This is a genomic window from Pseudomonas sp. B16120 (genome assembly GCF_044218845.1).
Lineage (GTDB): Bacteria > Pseudomonadota > Gammaproteobacteria > Pseudomonadales > Pseudomonadaceae > Aquipseudomonas > Aquipseudomonas paracarnis.
On the sequence record NZ_CP162588.1, the window covers coordinates 4,764,933 to 4,780,262 of the forward strand.

General features: G+C 61.1%; 16 protein-coding genes. 9 read left to right on the forward strand and 7 right to left on the reverse strand.

Going from position 1 to position 15,330, the window contains the following annotated elements; genetic code table 11:
* Positions 1-48: 48 nt before the first annotated feature.
* Positions 49-1,107, reverse strand: a complete 1,059-nt coding sequence (locus AB4P90_RS22230; protein WP_395605378.1) for an MBL fold metallo-hydrolase — start codon at positions 1,105-1,107, stop codon at positions 49-51.
* 122 nt (positions 1,108-1,229) lie between these two features.
* Here AB4P90_RS22230 and AB4P90_RS22235 point away from each other — a divergent pair, with 122 nt between their 5' ends.
* From AB4P90_RS22235 to AB4P90_RS22245, 3 genes are all read left to right on the forward strand, one after another.
* The gene (locus AB4P90_RS22235) at positions 1,230-1,859 is read left to right on the forward strand and encodes a TetR/AcrR family transcriptional regulator (RefSeq protein ID WP_014719615.1); all 630 of its coding nucleotides are present in this window, start codon (positions 1,230-1,232) and stop codon (positions 1,857-1,859) included.
* A 186-nt stretch (positions 1,860-2,045) separates the two neighbouring features.
* A complete protein-coding gene (locus tag AB4P90_RS22240; RefSeq protein ID WP_395605379.1) occupies positions 2,046-3,104 on the forward strand; it encodes a diguanylate cyclase in 1,059 nt (352 codons plus the stop codon).
* A gap of 263 nt (positions 3,105-3,367) precedes the next feature.
* Positions 3,368-4,687, forward strand: coding sequence for a PAS domain-containing methyl-accepting chemotaxis protein (locus AB4P90_RS22245; RefSeq protein WP_020303112.1), 1,320 nt, complete (start codon positions 3,368-3,370; stop codon positions 4,685-4,687).
* Positions 4,688-4,712: 25 nt separating this feature from the next.
* On the opposite strand, the gene AB4P90_RS22250 is transcribed toward AB4P90_RS22245, so the two are convergent.
* The gene (locus AB4P90_RS22250) at positions 4,713-5,597 is read right to left on the reverse strand and encodes a LysR family transcriptional regulator (RefSeq protein ID WP_014719618.1); all 885 of its coding nucleotides are present in this window, start codon (positions 5,595-5,597) and stop codon (positions 4,713-4,715) included.
* Positions 5,598-5,677: 80 nt separating this feature from the next.
* On the opposite strand from AB4P90_RS22250, the gene AB4P90_RS22255 reads away from it, so the two are divergent.
* Both AB4P90_RS22255 and AB4P90_RS22260 read left to right on the forward strand, forming a co-directional pair.
* Positions 5,678-6,385: a CTP synthase gene (locus AB4P90_RS22255; protein WP_014719619.1), complete on the forward strand. Its 708-nt coding sequence runs from the start codon at positions 5,678-5,680 to the stop codon at positions 6,383-6,385.
* Positions 6,382-6,702 carry an antibiotic biosynthesis monooxygenase gene (locus AB4P90_RS22260; RefSeq protein WP_019819298.1) on the forward strand — a complete coding sequence of 107 codons (321 nt, stop codon included), beginning with the start codon at positions 6,382-6,384 and terminating at the stop codon, positions 6,700-6,702. The genes AB4P90_RS22255 and AB4P90_RS22260 overlap by 4 nt, the downstream gene beginning before the upstream one ends.
* 130 nt (positions 6,703-6,832) lie before the next feature.
* Here AB4P90_RS22260 and AB4P90_RS22265 read toward each other — a convergent pair whose 3' ends face one another.
* Complete coding sequence (locus AB4P90_RS22265; RefSeq protein WP_014719621.1) at positions 6,833-7,156, reverse strand: DUF2025 family protein; 324 nt, start codon at positions 7,154-7,156, stop codon at positions 6,833-6,835.
* A gap of 232 nt (positions 7,157-7,388) precedes the next feature.
* Here AB4P90_RS22265 and AB4P90_RS22270 point away from each other — a divergent pair, with 232 nt between their 5' ends.
* The 3 genes from AB4P90_RS22270 to AB4P90_RS22280 all read left to right on the forward strand — a co-directional run bounded on the left by AB4P90_RS22270 (position 7,389) and on the right by AB4P90_RS22280 (position 10,082).
* Complete coding sequence (locus AB4P90_RS22270; protein ID WP_395605380.1) at positions 7,389-8,516, forward strand: glycerophosphodiester phosphodiesterase; 1,128 nt, start codon at positions 7,389-7,391, stop codon at positions 8,514-8,516.
* Between the two features lie 94 nt (positions 8,517-8,610).
* The gene (locus tag AB4P90_RS22275; RefSeq protein WP_014719623.1) at positions 8,611-8,916 is read left to right on the forward strand and encodes a PepSY domain-containing protein; all 306 of its coding nucleotides are present in this window, start codon (positions 8,611-8,613) and stop codon (positions 8,914-8,916) included.
* A 146-nt stretch (positions 8,917-9,062) separates the two neighbouring features.
* On the forward strand, positions 9,063-10,082 hold the full coding sequence (locus AB4P90_RS22280; RefSeq protein ID WP_014719624.1) for a transporter: 1,020 nt from the start codon (positions 9,063-9,065) through the stop codon (positions 10,080-10,082).
* A gap of 465 nt (positions 10,083-10,547) precedes the next feature.
* Here the strand turns inward: AB4P90_RS22280 and AB4P90_RS22285 are convergent, their stop codons facing one another.
* From AB4P90_RS22285 to AB4P90_RS22295, 3 genes are read right to left on the reverse strand one after another with little or no spacing between them, the layout of a single operon-like run.
* Positions 10,548-11,522 carry a biotin-dependent carboxyltransferase family protein gene (locus tag AB4P90_RS22285; protein WP_072435199.1) on the reverse strand — a complete coding sequence of 325 codons (975 nt, stop codon included), beginning with the start codon at positions 11,520-11,522 and terminating at the stop codon, positions 10,548-10,550.
* Positions 11,519-12,397: an allophanate hydrolase subunit 1 gene (locus AB4P90_RS22290; RefSeq protein ID WP_020303116.1), complete on the reverse strand. Its 879-nt coding sequence runs from the start codon at positions 12,395-12,397 to the stop codon at positions 11,519-11,521. Before AB4P90_RS22290 ends, AB4P90_RS22285 begins: the two co-directional genes overlap by 4 nt.
* A 56-nt stretch (positions 12,398-12,453) precedes the next feature.
* Complete coding sequence (locus AB4P90_RS22295; RefSeq protein ID WP_038451281.1) at positions 12,454-13,212, reverse strand: 5-oxoprolinase subunit PxpA; 759 nt, start codon at positions 13,210-13,212, stop codon at positions 12,454-12,456.
* A 249-nt stretch (positions 13,213-13,461) separates the two neighbouring features.
* On the opposite strand from AB4P90_RS22295, the gene AB4P90_RS22300 reads away from it, so the two are divergent.
* Positions 13,462-14,379, forward strand: coding sequence for a LysR family transcriptional regulator (locus tag AB4P90_RS22300; RefSeq protein ID WP_014719628.1), 918 nt, complete (start codon positions 13,462-13,464; stop codon positions 14,377-14,379).
* Here AB4P90_RS22300 and AB4P90_RS22305 read toward each other — a convergent pair.
* A complete protein-coding gene (locus tag AB4P90_RS22305; RefSeq protein ID WP_020303117.1) occupies positions 14,376-15,272 on the reverse strand; it encodes a LysR family transcriptional regulator in 897 nt (298 codons plus the stop codon). The two genes, AB4P90_RS22300 and AB4P90_RS22305, sit on opposite strands and share 4 nt — an antisense overlap.
* Between the last annotated feature and the right edge of the window lie 58 nt (positions 15,273-15,330).

Below are 15,330 nucleotides of genomic sequence, written 5' to 3' on the forward strand. Positions count from 1 at the left end.
GCAGGGCTGAAATTCGCTGAAAAGCTCTTTTCCAAACGGGCCTTTGGCTCAGCCTGCTGCGTGTTCGTTGACCGATTGAGGTTCCACTTCCAGCCACCAGGCATGCCCACGCTCAGGCTGGTTCAAGCGAAAAGCCTGGCCCATCGCCGGAGTGGTGATCGAAACATTGCGCTCCCAGGCCAGGGCCATGATGCGGTCGAAGGGCTCATGCCAGGCGTGGAAGGCCAGGTCGAAGGTGCCATTGTGAATCGGCAGCAGCCAGCGCCCTTTAAGGTCGATATGCGCCTGCAGCGTTTGCTCCGGCTGCATGTGTACATGGGGCCAATCGACGTTGTAAGCGCCGGTTTCCATCAGGGTCAGGTCAAACGGCCCGTATTGCTCGCCGATGCGTTTGAAACCGTCGAAATAGCCCGTGTCGCCACTAAAAAAGATACGCCGCGTGTCGTCGATCATCACCCAGGAGCACCACAGGGTCTGGTTGCCATCAAACAGGCCGCGCCCTGAAAAGTGCTGAGCCGGCGTGCAGACAAAACGAACGCCATCGACTTCGATGCCCTGCCACCACTCCAACTGGCGCACTTTGCTGGCGTCTACGCCCCATTTGACCAGCGTGTCACCCACGCCCAGGGGCGCCAGGAAGTAGCGGGTCTTTTCGGCCAATTGGACCACCGCTTGGCGGTCGAGATGGTCGTAATGATTGTGGGAAAGGATCACCGCTTCCAGCGCAGGCAGCTCTTCAAGACTGATAGGCGGCTGATGAAAACGCTTGGGGCCGGCCCAACGCAATGGCGAGGCGCGTTCGGCAAACACCGGGTCGGTGACCCAGAATTTACCACGCAGTTTCAGCAGCACGGTTGAATGGCCGAGGCGATACACGCTGTGATCAGGGGCGGCCAATAACTGCTCGCGGGTCAGTGGCTGTACCGGAATCTGCCCCACCGGCCGTGTCGTTCGCGGCTTGTTGAATAGCATGTTCCAGAAAATGCGCAGGGTCTTGCCCAAGCCACCGTGCTGCACCGGCGTGTCGTTGCTGAAGTGCCCCAGGCCCTGCTCGGCAGGCTTGGGCGCCGAGGGCGCAGGGTCGAGACGGGTTGAAATCGTAGCCATGACAAAGTGACTCCTGCGGTCCGCTCAAGTATTACACTGCACAGTGTAGTTTCTAGATTGCAACAAAATCCGGAGCAAGTAAACTGCCCGGTGTAATTTCATTGTTGAGTCGAATGCCTTCCATGACTGCCCCCAAACGCCTCACCGAGCGTAAACGCGAAGCCATCGTGGCGGCGGCGATTGCCGAATTTCGCGAGCACGGCTTCGAGGTCACCAGCATGGACAAGATCGCCGCCAGCGCTGGCGTTTCCAAGCGCACCGTGTACAACCACTTCCCCAGCAAGGAAGAACTGTTCGCCGAGATCCTCCACCAACTGTGGGCCAGCAGCGTTGCCCAACTGGACGTGATCTACACCAGTGACCGCCCACTGCGCGACCAACTACGCACGTTGCTGGAAGCGAAAATGCAGATGATGTCAGACGCCAACTTCCTCGACCTGGCACGCGTGGCCATTGCTGCCACTATCCATTCGCCGGAGCGCGCGCAAGACATGGTCAACCGCCTCAGTGCGCGGGAAGAAGGCTTTACCCAATGGGTGCGCGCCGCCCAGGAAGACGGCCGCCTCACCGGCACCGACCCGGCGTTCGCCGCCCACCAGATCCAAAGCCTGCTCAAGGCCTTTGCATTCTGGCCGCAAATCACCCTCGGCCAGCCCACCCTCGACCCTGCCACCCAGGCCCACGTCATCGAATCGGCCATCGACCTGTTCCTCGCCGGCTACGAAGCCAGCACGCAGCGCACGCCCCAGTAAGCCCTGTTGCAGGAGCGACATTTAAGGTCGTTTATGGCGTTTTTGCCCGCTGTTTTGCGCAAATGGCCTGGAAGGACACTGATTAATCCCACAGGAATAATCGACAATCCACCTTTCTTATCCGACCACCGGCTCTGCCCGCTGACGCGTGCTGTTGCACCCGCAAAAAAGTTGACCCAGGACACTATGGAAAACAGACGAGGCAAAGGGCTTTCATTTGCCAGGCGTATCTACACGCCAAGGATTATCGGCCTGGGTATCGGTAGCATCAGCGTAATCGGGGCTTTGTATCCCTTGTCGATGCCCGGTTGGGTCTGGGCGTTGCTGCTGTTCAACGGCATTGCCTGGCCGCATGTGGCGTACCTGATTTCCACTCACTCGCCATTTCCCTACCAGGCCGAACAACGCAACCTGCTGTATGACTCAGTGCTGGGCGGATTCTGGGCCGCGGCCACTCAGTTTTCGCCACTGACAGCGGTGACTATTCTGTCGATGATGGCCATGAACAACGTCGCAGCCGGTGGCAAACGCCTGTTCCTGTGCGGGTTGCTGGCACAGGCGGCCGGTATCGCGGTGGCCTGGGGCCTGTTCGGCATCAAGTTCGACCCCAGCGTCAGCCTCACCGAGGTCTACACCTGCCTGCCGATGCTGACGCTCTACCCGATGGCCATCGGCATGGTCTGTTACCAGTTGGCGATCAAACTGTCGCAACACAAACGCGCCCTCAGCGCCCTGAGCCGCATCGACAGCCTCACCGGCCTGCTCAACCATGGTTCCTGGAAAGACCTGCTGAACCTCAAGTTTCACAAGTGCCAACAGCAACACGGCCAAGCGACCATTGCTTTGATCGATATCGACCACTTCAAGCACATCAATGACGTTCATGGCCACACCGTGGGTGACGCGGTGCTGCGCCAGTTGAGCCAAGCGCTGCGCGAACACTTGCGCGAAGAAGACCTGGCCGGCCGCTATGGCGGCGATGAGTTCTGTGTGATTCTTCCGAAAATGCCCCTGCAAGCCGCTGCGCAGGTAATGGAGCATCTACGCGAAACCTTCAGTCACTATCGACATCCGCAAATCCCAGACCTGCGCGTCAGCCTGAGCATTGGCCTGGCGGATTTCCACCCGTCCTTCAAGGACGCGGTCATGTGGCTCGATGCTGCGGATCGCGCGTTGTACACCGCCAAAAACAGCGGCCGCAACCGCGTCAAGATCAGCGAATGCACGGTCGTTCATTCAGCCTGAGTTGTCTGATGACACCTCGTCCGAATCTTGCTCCGCCCACCTGCTGCAATAGCATAATGCCGCCATTGGTCGCCTGGCCAAAATAGTCCTGCCTGACGAGCGAACTTCCAGGCCGATTGATCACTCTGAGACCGTTGTTCTACCCCCCTCTGTCAGCACCAGGAAGCTGGCAATGAGCAAGTCAACCGTAAGGCCAGGGGCCCTACGGGGTCAGGCGCAAATACATGGACCCCGCATACGCTTGCATGCCCGAGCCCTCCACCATGCTATTTCACGCTCACAAGAAAACCATCAGTACCCTGCAACACAGCCTTGCCCAACAGACCAGCCTGCTGGACGCCATCGAGCGCTCCATGGCCGTGATCGAATTCGACCTGCAAGGTACCGTGCTGCGCGCCAATGACAACTTCTTCAAGACCATGGGCTACCGCGCCGAACAGATTCTGGGCCAGCCCCATCGGATGTTCTGTACCCCGGCGTTCGCCCGCAGCGCGGACTACAACCAGTTATGGACGCACCTGCGCAACGGCCAATTCCAGTCGGGCACCTTTGAACGAGTAGGCGGCAACGGCGCCTCGGTGTGGCTGGAAGCCAGCTATAACCCGGTACGGGATGAAGCGGGGAATGTAATCAAAGTGGTGAAATACGCCATGGACGTCACCCCGCGCCTGCAAGCCGAGAGCGAAGCCAACGCCAAGCTTGCAGCCATCGACCGCGCCATGGCGATGATCGAGTTCAACCTCGACGGCACCATCATCACCGCCAACGGCAATTTCCTGCAGCGCATGGGCTACAGCCTGGCGCAGATCCAGGGCAAGCATCACCGCCTGTTTTGCACGGCCGAACTGGCCAACAGTGCGGCCTACAGCGAGTTCTGGAAGCGCTTGAACCAGGGCGAGCTGTTCAATGGCCAGTTCGAGCGGGTGGATAAACACGGCCAGGTCGTGTGGCTGGAAGCCAACTACAACCCGGTCTACGACGCCAGCGGGCGCTTGTGCAAAGTGGTGAAGTTCGCCTCGGACGTCACCGCCCGCGTGCTACAGCATGCCGCTGACGCACAGAGCGCCGCCCAGGCTTATCACCTGTCGTTGAACACCCAGGAGATGGCGGAAAAAGGCGCTGAGGTGATTCAGAAGACCGCCAGCGGCATGCGTGAAATTGCCGTGGATATCGACACCTCTTCGCAACTGATCGCCAAGCTGGGCGAACGCTCGCAACAGATCACCGCCATCGTCAACACCATTCGCGGCATTGCCGACCAGACCAACCTGCTGGCCCTCAACGCCGCCATCGAAGCCGCCCGCGCCGGCGAGCAGGGACGTGGCTTTGCCGTGGTGGCCGATGAAGTGCGGCAACTGGCCGCGCGCACCAGCGGCTCCACCGCGGAAATCTCCGGCATGATCGCCATGATCCAGGACGAAACCCGCCAAGCCATCGACAGCATGGACGCCACCCGCGACCGCGCTGCCCAGGGTGTGGAACTGGCCAACCAGGCCGGCACGGTGATCCTGCAGATTCGCGAAGGTACCGGCGAGGCGGTACAAGCGGTAAGCGCGTTTGCCAATGAGCGGGGCAATCGCTGAACCCTTGGCGCTGGCTGTCTGAGGGTTAACTTCGCAGCCAGCGCACATGCCGCCCCAACTCATCAAACAGCGTCACCACCGAGCGCAACGCCCGACAATCAGGCCGCGTCAACAACCACAACGCCGTATCGTGCCCTGCCAGCGCAGGGCCCAGCGGTTGCACGCCATTCCCGACTAGAAAATCCGGCAGCGCCGCTACGCCCAACCCTGCGCGCACTAATTCGGCCACCGACTGCATGCTGTTGCACCGATAACGGAGACGCACGCCCGGCAAATACTCACGGCGCCAGGCGACGGTGGGGTGATCGGGTAAAAAATCGTCCGGCGCGATCCAGGCCAGATCGGCCCACTCATGGTCTGGGTGCAGGCGCGCATAGTCGGCACTGGCACACACCTGATACGCCACCGCCCCCAGGCAACGTCCGACAAGATGCTCCGGCGGCGCCGTGGTCAGGCGCAGGGCGATATCCGCATCGCGGCGGCTGAGGTTGGCGAAGTCATTGGAGGTGCTCAGTTCCAGGGTCAACGCCGGGTAGGCCGGCATGAACTGCGCGAGGGCCGGCAACAGCAAGCCTTGCAACACTGAGTCGGTGCAGGTCAGGCGCACGGTGCCGCTGATCACTTCACCGCCCTGTTCCACGCCAATGCGCGCCGCCTCCAGCGCCTGCTCGGCACGCTCGGCCTGTTGGGCCAGGTTGCTCGCCAGGCTGGTGGGCAAATAACCGGCACGGCTTTTTTCAAACAGGGTTTGGCCCAGCGCCGCCTCCAGCCGCCGCACCGCACGGAACACCGTGGATACATCGACCCGCAGCAGCGCCGCCGCCCGCGCCAGGGTACCGCCGCGCACCAGGGCCAGGACCAATGACAGGTCGGCGTAGTCGATTTGATAGTGCGTAGCTGCATTGAACATATGGGCAAACGCCAATATTGATTGCGTGAGCGCCAATCTATAGTGGGTATCAACCCACCACAAGCCATGGGACGTACACGATGCCAACCCCCGCGCTGCACCTTGCCCTGATCGGTGACTACAACCCTGATGTGACCGCCCACCAAGCCATTCCCATGGCCCTGCAACAGGCCGCCGACGCTCTGGGCCTGAGCGTCCACGTGCAATGGCTGGCCACCGACACCCTTACCTCCACTTCTGCCCTGAGCGACTTCGACGGCTTCTGGTGCGTGCCCGGCAGCCCCTATCGCGACGTCGACGGCGCCCTGCGCGCGATACGTTTTGCCCGCGAACAAGGTCGCCCTTTCCTCGGTACCTGCGGCGGTTTTCAACATGCCGTGCTGGAATATGCCCGCCATGTGCTCGGCTGGGCCGATGCCCAGCACGGCGAATTAATGCCCGATGCTGAGCGCGCTGTCATCACGCCGCTGGACTGCTCCCTGGTGGAAGTGAACGACACCGTGCGCCTGGCCGCGTACACGCGCATTGCCCAGGCTTACGGCAGCCTGGACATCCACGAGGGTTACCGTTGCCGCTACGGCATCAACCCCACCTTTGCCGACGCCCTGCTGGACGCCAACCTGATTCCCACCGGCCACGATTCGGCGGGCGATCTGCGCGCGGTGGAACTGCTCGACCACCCGTTCTTCGTCGCCACCCTGTTCCAGCCCGAACGCGCCGCACTCAAGGGCATCACGCCGCCGCTGGTGATTGCGCTGCTCAAGGCCTGCCAGGAGGTATCGGCATGATTGCCAAAACACCCGCCCCACCTTATTACGCGGTAATTTTCAGCTCGCTGCGCACCGACGCCGACCGGGGTTATGGCGAGGCCGCCACGCGCATGCTGGAACTGGCCAGGCAACAACCGGGGTTCCTTGGGGTGGAATCGGCGCGGGAGGATGGGCTGGGGATCACCGTGTCCTACTGGGCCAGCGAGGCGGCGATCCTGGCCTGGAAACAACAGGCTGAGCATCGGCAGGTGCGCGAGCAAGGGCGGGCCACTTGGTATGCGGCGTTTCACACGCGGGTGTGCAAGGTAGAGCGGGCCTACACCTTCTCCACTTGAATCACCGAACCCGGTGGGAGCTGGCTTGCCTGCGATGCAGACACCTCGGTGATGCAGTGAAACCGCAGTGAGACTATCGCAGGCAAGCCAGCTCCCACATTTGCTCGTCATCGTTAGCAATCGCGGACGCTCAGCTCACCAAACTACGCAACGCGCTGATCTGCGGGATCTCTACCCGGCGCATATACACACGCAGCGGCTCGGTGATGTTGATGCGCTCGTCGATATTCTGGTCGAGCAACAACTGCAGGCGCGCTCGGCACAGGGTCATGGTGTGGTCGGCGGCCGGCAGCCAGACGAACTCGGCCGTGGGGATGATGCCGTCATCGGCCACGTCCATGCCGAATGAGTCTTCGCTGAATCGTACGATGTACTGGCCGGTCTTGCGGTTGAGGCCGACAAAACCCTGGAGTTGGTCGGCGGCCTGGCAGATAAGCTCGGAAGTGATGCGCATGGTAAACCTCACTGAAAAGTCCCACAGGGACTGGAAAGATGGTTTACACGCGTGGCAGAAAATACCGCCCTCTGGCGGGGCAGCTACCCGTAAGAATACTGCAACACCCTGCAAAAAAGTCGACAAAATTGGCCGGTGCGCACGTTAATGTCGGTTTGGTGATAGCGCCGTTCGCAATCAATTGTTAAAAAGGACACCTTCTCAAAGTTACCTCCACGAAAGGACTTCGCATATGCCTGTCACGTTTTCCAAAAGCGCCTTGCTGCTGGCGTTGATGCTCGGCCTTGGCCAGGCACAGGCTGCCGAGCCGGTCAGCCCGGCCGAATTGGCGACAAACGAAGGCATTCCCTACCCTGCCGTGATCGCTCACCGTGGTGCTTCCTACGATGCGCCTGAATCCACCGCCGCTGCCTACAAGGTTGCACGCGACCTGGGCGCCGACTACCTGGAACTGGACCTGCAACGTAGCAAGGACGGCGTGCTGTTCGCCCTGCACGACAACAACCTGCAGCGCACCACCGACGTCGCCACCAAGTTCCCCGAGCGCAAAGACGCGCCTGCCAACGAGTTCACCTGGAAAGAACTGCAAACCCTCGACGCCGGCAGCTGGTTCAACGCCGCCTACCCGGACCGCGCGCGCCCTGGTTTCGTTGGCCTGAAAATCCTGAGCCTGGACGACATCATCAAGATCGCCGAAGGCAACCCCTCGCACAAACCCGGCCTGTACATCGAGACCAAGGAGCCCAAGCAGTTCCCCGGTATCGAAGCCGACCTGAAAAACAAGCTGCTCGACAAAGGCTGGCTGAGCTCCGCCGGCTCCAAACTGGGCAAGAGCAACACCGGTGTCGGCCAAGGCAAGGGCCGCGTGGTGCTGCAAACCTTCGAAACCGCCAGCCTCAAAGAGCTGCAGAAGGAAATGCCCAACACTCCGAAAATCCTGCTGTTGTGGGTGGGTGAAGGCAGCATCGAGCCCAAATCCAAAGTGACCTTCGCCGAGTCTGGCGAATCCACCAAGGCCGCCTACTACGCCAAGCAAGAGCCTAAAGACGCTGCCGAATTCGAAAAATGGGTTGATGAAGCCAAAAGCCTCGGCGCCATCGGCACCGGCCCGTCGGCCCAGCTGACCGACCACGGCGACCAGAGCTACACCGACCTGGTGAAGCCTGAAATGAACAAGCTGACCCACGACAAGGGCCTGCTGGTGCATGTGTATACGGTGGATGAGCCGGTGGACTTCGAGAAAGTGATGAAGGCCGGCGTCGATGGCATTTTCACCAACCGCGCCGCCGAGCTGTTGAAGTTCTACAAGCGCTGGCCGTCGTCCAGCGTGCAAGACCTGCTCAACGACCATAAGTACTAAAAGCGTTAGTGTCAGTGAGCCATTAAGGATGAGTTAAGTTGCGCCGGTTAATCTGGCGCCACTTAAACAGCTCAACCTAAGAAGGACACACACCATGAAAACCTTGACTGCCCTGTTCGCTGCTACTGCCCTGACCTTGACTGCCGGCCTGGCCCAGGCTGATGTCCGTCCGGACCAGATTCCTAGCCTGCTCAAGTCCGGTGAAGTGATGGCGTTCGAAAAGCTTAACGCCGCCGCCGTCGCCCAACATGCCGGCGCGACCATCAACGATACCGAGTTGGATCACGAAGCTGGCAAGCTGGTCTACGAAGTGGACCTGACCGACACCACCGGCAAGAAATGGGATGTGAAGCTCGACGCCAAGACCGGTGCCGTGCTGGAAAACAAGCAAGACACCTGAGTTGAACCTTGAAAAAACGCGCCACCTTCGGGTGGCGCGTTTTTTTTATGCGCGCCTCAAACCGTCACATAACCGTCATACCGCCTTGCAATGATTCGCTCAGGAACCTGTGAAACGTCCTACAGGCCCTTTCTCTGCGAGTCGCCATGAACCACAGCATCGACCACGGCCATCAAGATTCCGATCTGTTTGGCCTGCTTTACGGTTTTCGTTTTCGCCCCGGCGAGAAAGGCCAACAAATTGATTCCGCCACCGCCCTCGCCGCCTTACAGCACCCGCCAGACCCGGACGAATTCCTGTGGCTGCACCTGAACCTGGCGCACGCCGCCTGCGAGCGCTGGATGCAGGCGCATTTGTCGCTGCCGGAAGAGTTTTTTGAAGCCTTGCATGAGGGCTCACGCTCCACGCGCATCGAGCATGTGGACTCGGCCTTGTTGGCAGTGGTCAACGATGTGGTGTTCAACTTCAGCAGCATGGTGTCGTCGGATATTTCCACGCTATGGGTGTGCGCTCGCAGCCGCTTGCTGGTGAGCGCGCGCCTGCAGCCTTTGCACTCGGTGGATAAATTGCGCTCGTCGGTGAAGGCCGGCGAACACTTTCGCTCCCCCTTGGAGCTGTTGGTGCACCTGCTGCGCGACCAGGGCGAAGTGCTGACGCAGATCGTGCGCAAGACCAGTATCAGCGTCGACCATATCGAAGATCAGCTGTTGTCTTCGCGCCTGTCCACCAACCGCGCCGAACTGGGTGCCGCCCGCCGCGTGCTGGTGCGCCTGCAACGCCTGCTGGCGCTGGAACCGGGCTCGCTGCTGCGCCTGCTCAATCGCCCGCCGCAATGGCTGCAAAAGGAAGACGTGAAGGAGTTACGCAAATCCACCGAGGAGTTTGCGCTGATCATCAACGACCTGACCGCCTTGGGGGAACGCATCAAGCTGTTGCAGGAAGAGATCGCCGCCAACCTCAATGAACAGAGCAACCGCACGCTGTTTACCCTCACGGTGGTGACGGTGCTGGCGCTGCCGATCAATATCATTGCCGGCTTTTTTGGCATGAATGTGGGTGGGGTGCCGCTTTCCCAGGATCCGGAAGGCTTCTGGATACTGGTGGCCTTGGTCGCAACCTTCACCCTGATCGCTGGACGGTGGGCATTCCGCAAATTCTCAAATTGAAATAAGCCCCAACTGTGGGAGCTGGCTTGCCTGCGATTGCGGTGTATCAGCCAACACAATGCAAGCTGGCCCACCGCTATCGCAGGCAAGCCAGCTCCCACAGGGTTTTGCGTTTATTCAGTGTTTGAAGCGTCCAGCCACTGATCGCCGGGCATTGCGCACATTCTCAAATTGAAATGAGCCCAACTGTGGGAACTGGCTTGCCTGCGATTGCGGTGTATCAGCCAAGACAATGCAAGCTGACCCACCGCTATCGCAGGCAAGCCAGCTCCCACAGGGTTTTGCGTTTATTCAGTGTTTGAAGCGTCCAGCCACTGATCGCCGGGCATTGCGCACATTCTCAAATTGAAATGAGCCCAACTGTGGGAGCTGGCTTGCCTGCGATTGCGGTGTATCTGCCAACACAATGCAAGCTGGCCCACCGCTATCGCAGGCAAGCCAGCTCCCACAGGAGTTTGCGTTTATTCAGTGATTGAAGAGTCCCGACATCGCTTTGAGCCGCTTCTTGTACACCCGCCGCGCCTCCAAAGCCTCCTCGAGGCTCACCGCCACAAACCCCGCTCGCTGGTTGGGCTGCATCTGCCCGATCAAGTCCAGGTCGGCGCTGATCACCGTGCCAATCATCGCGTAGCCACCGCCCGACACCGCATCGCGGTGCAACACAATCGGCTCCAGCCCCGCCGGTACTTGAATCGAGCCAATCGGGTAGCAACTGTCCACGATGTTGGAAGGATCGGAGCCCGCGCCAAACGGCTGTTCCCGTGGCTGGAAGCTCAACGCGCTGCCGCCCTTGAAGCGGTAGCCGATGCGATCGGCCTCGGAGCCCACCGTCCACGGCTCGGCAAAAAAGCTGCTTTTGGCCTCGTCAGTCAAGCGCTCGTAATACAGCCCCGGCACTACCCGCAACGTCACATCGCCGCCGACCGAACGCCGCAACGCCATCGGCAAGCTGTTGCCCGCACGCCCCATACCGCTGGCGGTACCGATCGGCAATTGATCGCCCTCCTGCAAGCGTCGGCCGTTAAACCCGCCGAGGGCGCCGAGTGTGTAGGTGGAGCGGCTGCCGAGCACCAACGGCACGTCGATACCGCCGGCGACGGCGAGGTAGGTGCGTGCGCCGGCCTTGGGAAACTCGAACCGCAGCACCTGCCCGGCGCGCACGGCAAAGGCGGTGTCCTGGTGCACCACTTCACCGTCCAGGCGCGGCGACATCAAGGCGCCGCTCAAGGCCACCAGCGCGTCCTGCTGGAACTCCAGCTCCGGCCCGATCAGCGTGCATTCCAGGCCCGCCGCGCCCACAGGATTGCCCACCAGGTGGTTGGCCGCACTCAACGCGTATTGGTCCAGCGCCCCCGACGGCGGGATGCCCAAGTGGTAATAACCTTCGCGGCCCAGGTCCTGCACGGAGGTGGCGAGGCCAGGTTTGAGGACCTTGATCATGCCAGCGCCTCCTGCAGGGTTTTCGGGTAGCCGATGGGGTCGGCGAGAAAGGCATCCAGGGAAAACTCCACCGGGCGGATGCGCAGGTCGAAACGACCGGCGTCCACCTCGGCGACCGCCAGGTCATAAGCCTCGCGGTCCATCGGCTTGAACTGCACGATATCGCCAGGGCGGAAGAACACCATGTGCTCCTTGAGGTACGCCAACTGCTGCGCCGGGTCGTAGATCGGTGCCGGGGTAACGCCGAACATCTGGTAACCGCCCGCGCCACGCACCGAGTAGATACACCCAAAGCAGCCGCCATGGCCCAGGGTCAGTTTCGGCGTGTCGGTGCGTGGGCGCAGGTATTTGGGCACCTGCAATTGCCGCTCGCGTTCGACCATCTGGAACATGAACGGCAAGCCCGCGACAAAGCCGACCATCGACACAAACCACGGCGCGCCACTGTGGGCGGCGATGAACGCGTCCACGTCGGCCAGGCCATTGATGCGTGCCGCGTATTCCAGGTCTGTGCCGCTGGGGTCTTGGTGGCGGTCACGAAAACGCATCAGGGTTTCGCGGGTCCAGGGGTCGTTATAGAGCACCGGGATTTCGATGATGCGCGTGCGCAAGGTGCGTTCGGCCACGGCCTGGGCTTCGGCGCTTTGCACGGCGTCGAGCAGCGCGTGAGGGGCGATGCGGTCAGGGTCGAAGCGAATCTGGAACGATGCGTTGGCCAGGCAGACATCCAGTACGCCTTCCAGTGCCAGGCGCTCCACGGCGCGGGTCACCGCCATGCCCTTGAAAAAAGCCTCCAGGGACATGCTGTTGCTGACCTCGGCAAACAGGTGTTCATCACCGCCGAAGCTGTAGCGGATGGGGGACGTTTCAGCCATGTCTGTTCCTCTTGGAATCATTGTAGAAAGGCAGGCAAAAAAGTAAGGGTTGGCTCTTATTGGGGAGGTCTGACGTCGATACCCGCCTGGTCCAGGGCTTCACGGGTGGCCTCCACCAGCTCCAGGGCGCCAGGGGTGTCGCTGTGCAGGCAGATGGAATCGAATTCGATCGCCAGGTCTTCGCCTTCGACGGTACGTACCAGGCCGGTCTGACACGCACGCAAGACGCGCGCGGCCACTGTGGCGGGGTCCAGCGCCCGCACATTGCGGGTAAACACGATGGAGCCGCTGAGGTCGTATTCACGGTCGGCATAGAACTCGCGCACCACCGGCTGCCCCAGTTCCTTGGCAATGCGCCAGATCACCGAGTTGGGCATGCAGTACAGCATCAGCGTGGGCTCGATGATTTGCAGGTTTTGCACCAACAGCCGGGCGGCCTCTTCATCGCGGGCCAGGTGCATGTAGAGCGCGCCGTGAGGCTTGATATGTTGCAAGGTCACGCCTTGGGCGCGGGCCATTTCACGCAAGGCACCGAGCTGGTAGAGCATGTCGTCCACCAGTTCCTGGGCCGGTGCGTTGATATGCCGACGACCGAAACCCACCAGGTCACGAAAGCCTGGGTGCGCGCCGATGGCCACACCCAGTTGCTTGGCGCGCTCGACGGTGCGGCGCATGGTGCCGGGGTCGCCTGCGTGAAAGCCGGTAGCGATATTGGCCGAACTGATATAGGCCATCAGCTCTGCGTCGACGCCGTCGCCGATGGTCCAGGGGCCAAAGCCTTCGCCCATGTCTGAATTGAAATCCACTGCCTGCATCAAGGTCGCTCCGCCAAAGGTGATGCCCGCAAAGTAGGCCGTGGCTTGACCCCTTGGGAAGATCTATTATCAGATGGCCCATCTTCTGAAAATCAGATAGCTTTTTATCCTCGACCCCCGATCGTTCCCACGCTCTGCGTGGGAATGCAGCCATGGACGCTCTGCGTCCGCACTTGAGACCGTGACGCGGAGCGTCACAAGAGGCATTCCCACGCAGAGCGTGGGAACGATCAATAAGCAGAGTGCGATATGTCTTTAACCTTGCGCCAGGTTCGCTATTTCGTCGCCACTGCGGAAATCGGCCAGATTTCCCAGGCAGCAATTCACCTGAATATTTCCCAATCGGCGGTGACCACAGCGATCAAGGAGCTGGAAGCCATGCTCGGCGTGCAGTTGTTCGTGCGCTCGGCCCAAGGCATGAACCTCACCGACGCGGGGCGGCATTTTCTCAACCGTGCCTATGTGATTGTGCGCAGCGTGGAGGATGCCCTCAACAGCCCGTTGCCGGACTACCGCGCCAGCGGCGTGCTGCGGGTGGCGGCCAGCTACACCGTGCTGGGTTATTTCCTGCCGCACCATTTACAGCGCATGGAGCATTGGCATCCGGACGTGACCATCGAGGTGTTCGAACAGGAGCGCCAGGCCATCGAACAGGGCCTGCTCGACGGCCAGTTCGACATGGCTGTGGTGCTCACTGCCAACCTCACCCACGCGGATATCGTCTCGGAAATTCTATTCAACTCTGAACGCCGCCTGTGGCTGCCGAGCCATCACCCATTGTGCGAACGCGGTGCCGTGAGCCTGGCCGACGTGGCCCAAGAACCCTACATCTTGCTCACCGTCGATGAAGCCGAACACAGCGCCATGCGCTACTGGGAACAGGCCGGGCAAACGCCCAAGGTGCGGCTGCGCACCAGCTCGGTGGAGGCGGTGCGCAGCATGGTTGCCAATGGCAGCGGCGTGGCGATCCTGTCAGACCTGGTGCACCGGCCCTGGTCCCTGGAAGGCAAACGCATCGAAACCCTGACCGTGACCGACCCGGTCACACCCATGAGCGTCGGCCTGGCCTGGCACCGCGAGCGCGCGTTTACCCCCGCGATGCAAGCGTTCCGGGATTACTTCCACGACGCGTTCCTGGCGCCCCAGCAGTTGTCGGCACGCCGTTAAAGATGAGCTTGCAGGGTGGCGGTCAACCAGTCCATGAACACCCGCACCCGCAACGGCAGATGCCGCTGGCCGGCGTACAGCAACGACACATCCAAGGGCGGCGCCTGGTAGTCGGGCAGCACCGCCACCAACTCGCCGCTGGCCAACAAGTCGTGTATCCCCAGTTGCGGCACCTGGGTAATGCCAAACCCGCCCAGGCACGCCGATTGATAGGCGTCGGTGCTGTTGACCGTCACCCGGCCTGCCATCGGCAGCCGCTGCACCTTGTTGCCCACCAGGTATTCGAACCCGGCCGAGCGTGCGCCCAGCGGCCGCACGTAATGCACCAACTGATGATGCGCCAGGTCTGCCAGGGTGTCGGGCACGCCATACCGTTGCAGGTACGCCGCGCTCGCGCAGTTGACCATCGGCATGCTGCACACCCGCCGCGCTACCACAGTTTGATCGGGCTGGGCGCCGACGCGCACCACGCAATCAAAACCTTCGGCGATCAGGTCCACCTGGCGGTCCGAACAGCTGATTTCCATGTCGATCAGCGGATGGCGCGCCATGAACGTGGGCAAGTTCGGCAAGATCACGCCCCGCGCCATGACATTGGGCATGTCCACCCGTATGCGTCCGGCCAATTGGGTTTCGTCCTGACGGAACAAACCTTCCAACTCTTCCATGTGCGCCAGCAGATCCTTGCTGCGCTCATACAACACACGACCATCCTGGGTCGCCTGCACCTTGCGCGTGGTGCGTTGCAACAGCCGAGCGCCGAGCAACTCCTCCAACGCCTGCACATGCTCGGAGACCGTAGAGCGCGGCAAGCCCAGGCTTTGGCCGGCCTGGGTAAAGCTCGACAACTCAGTAACGCGTACGAAGGTGCGCAGCAGCTCAAGCTTGTTCATTAGATTGTTCGCCTTATCCGGCCAGTGATTTTGATATCAGCCTGTTTATCACGTTACG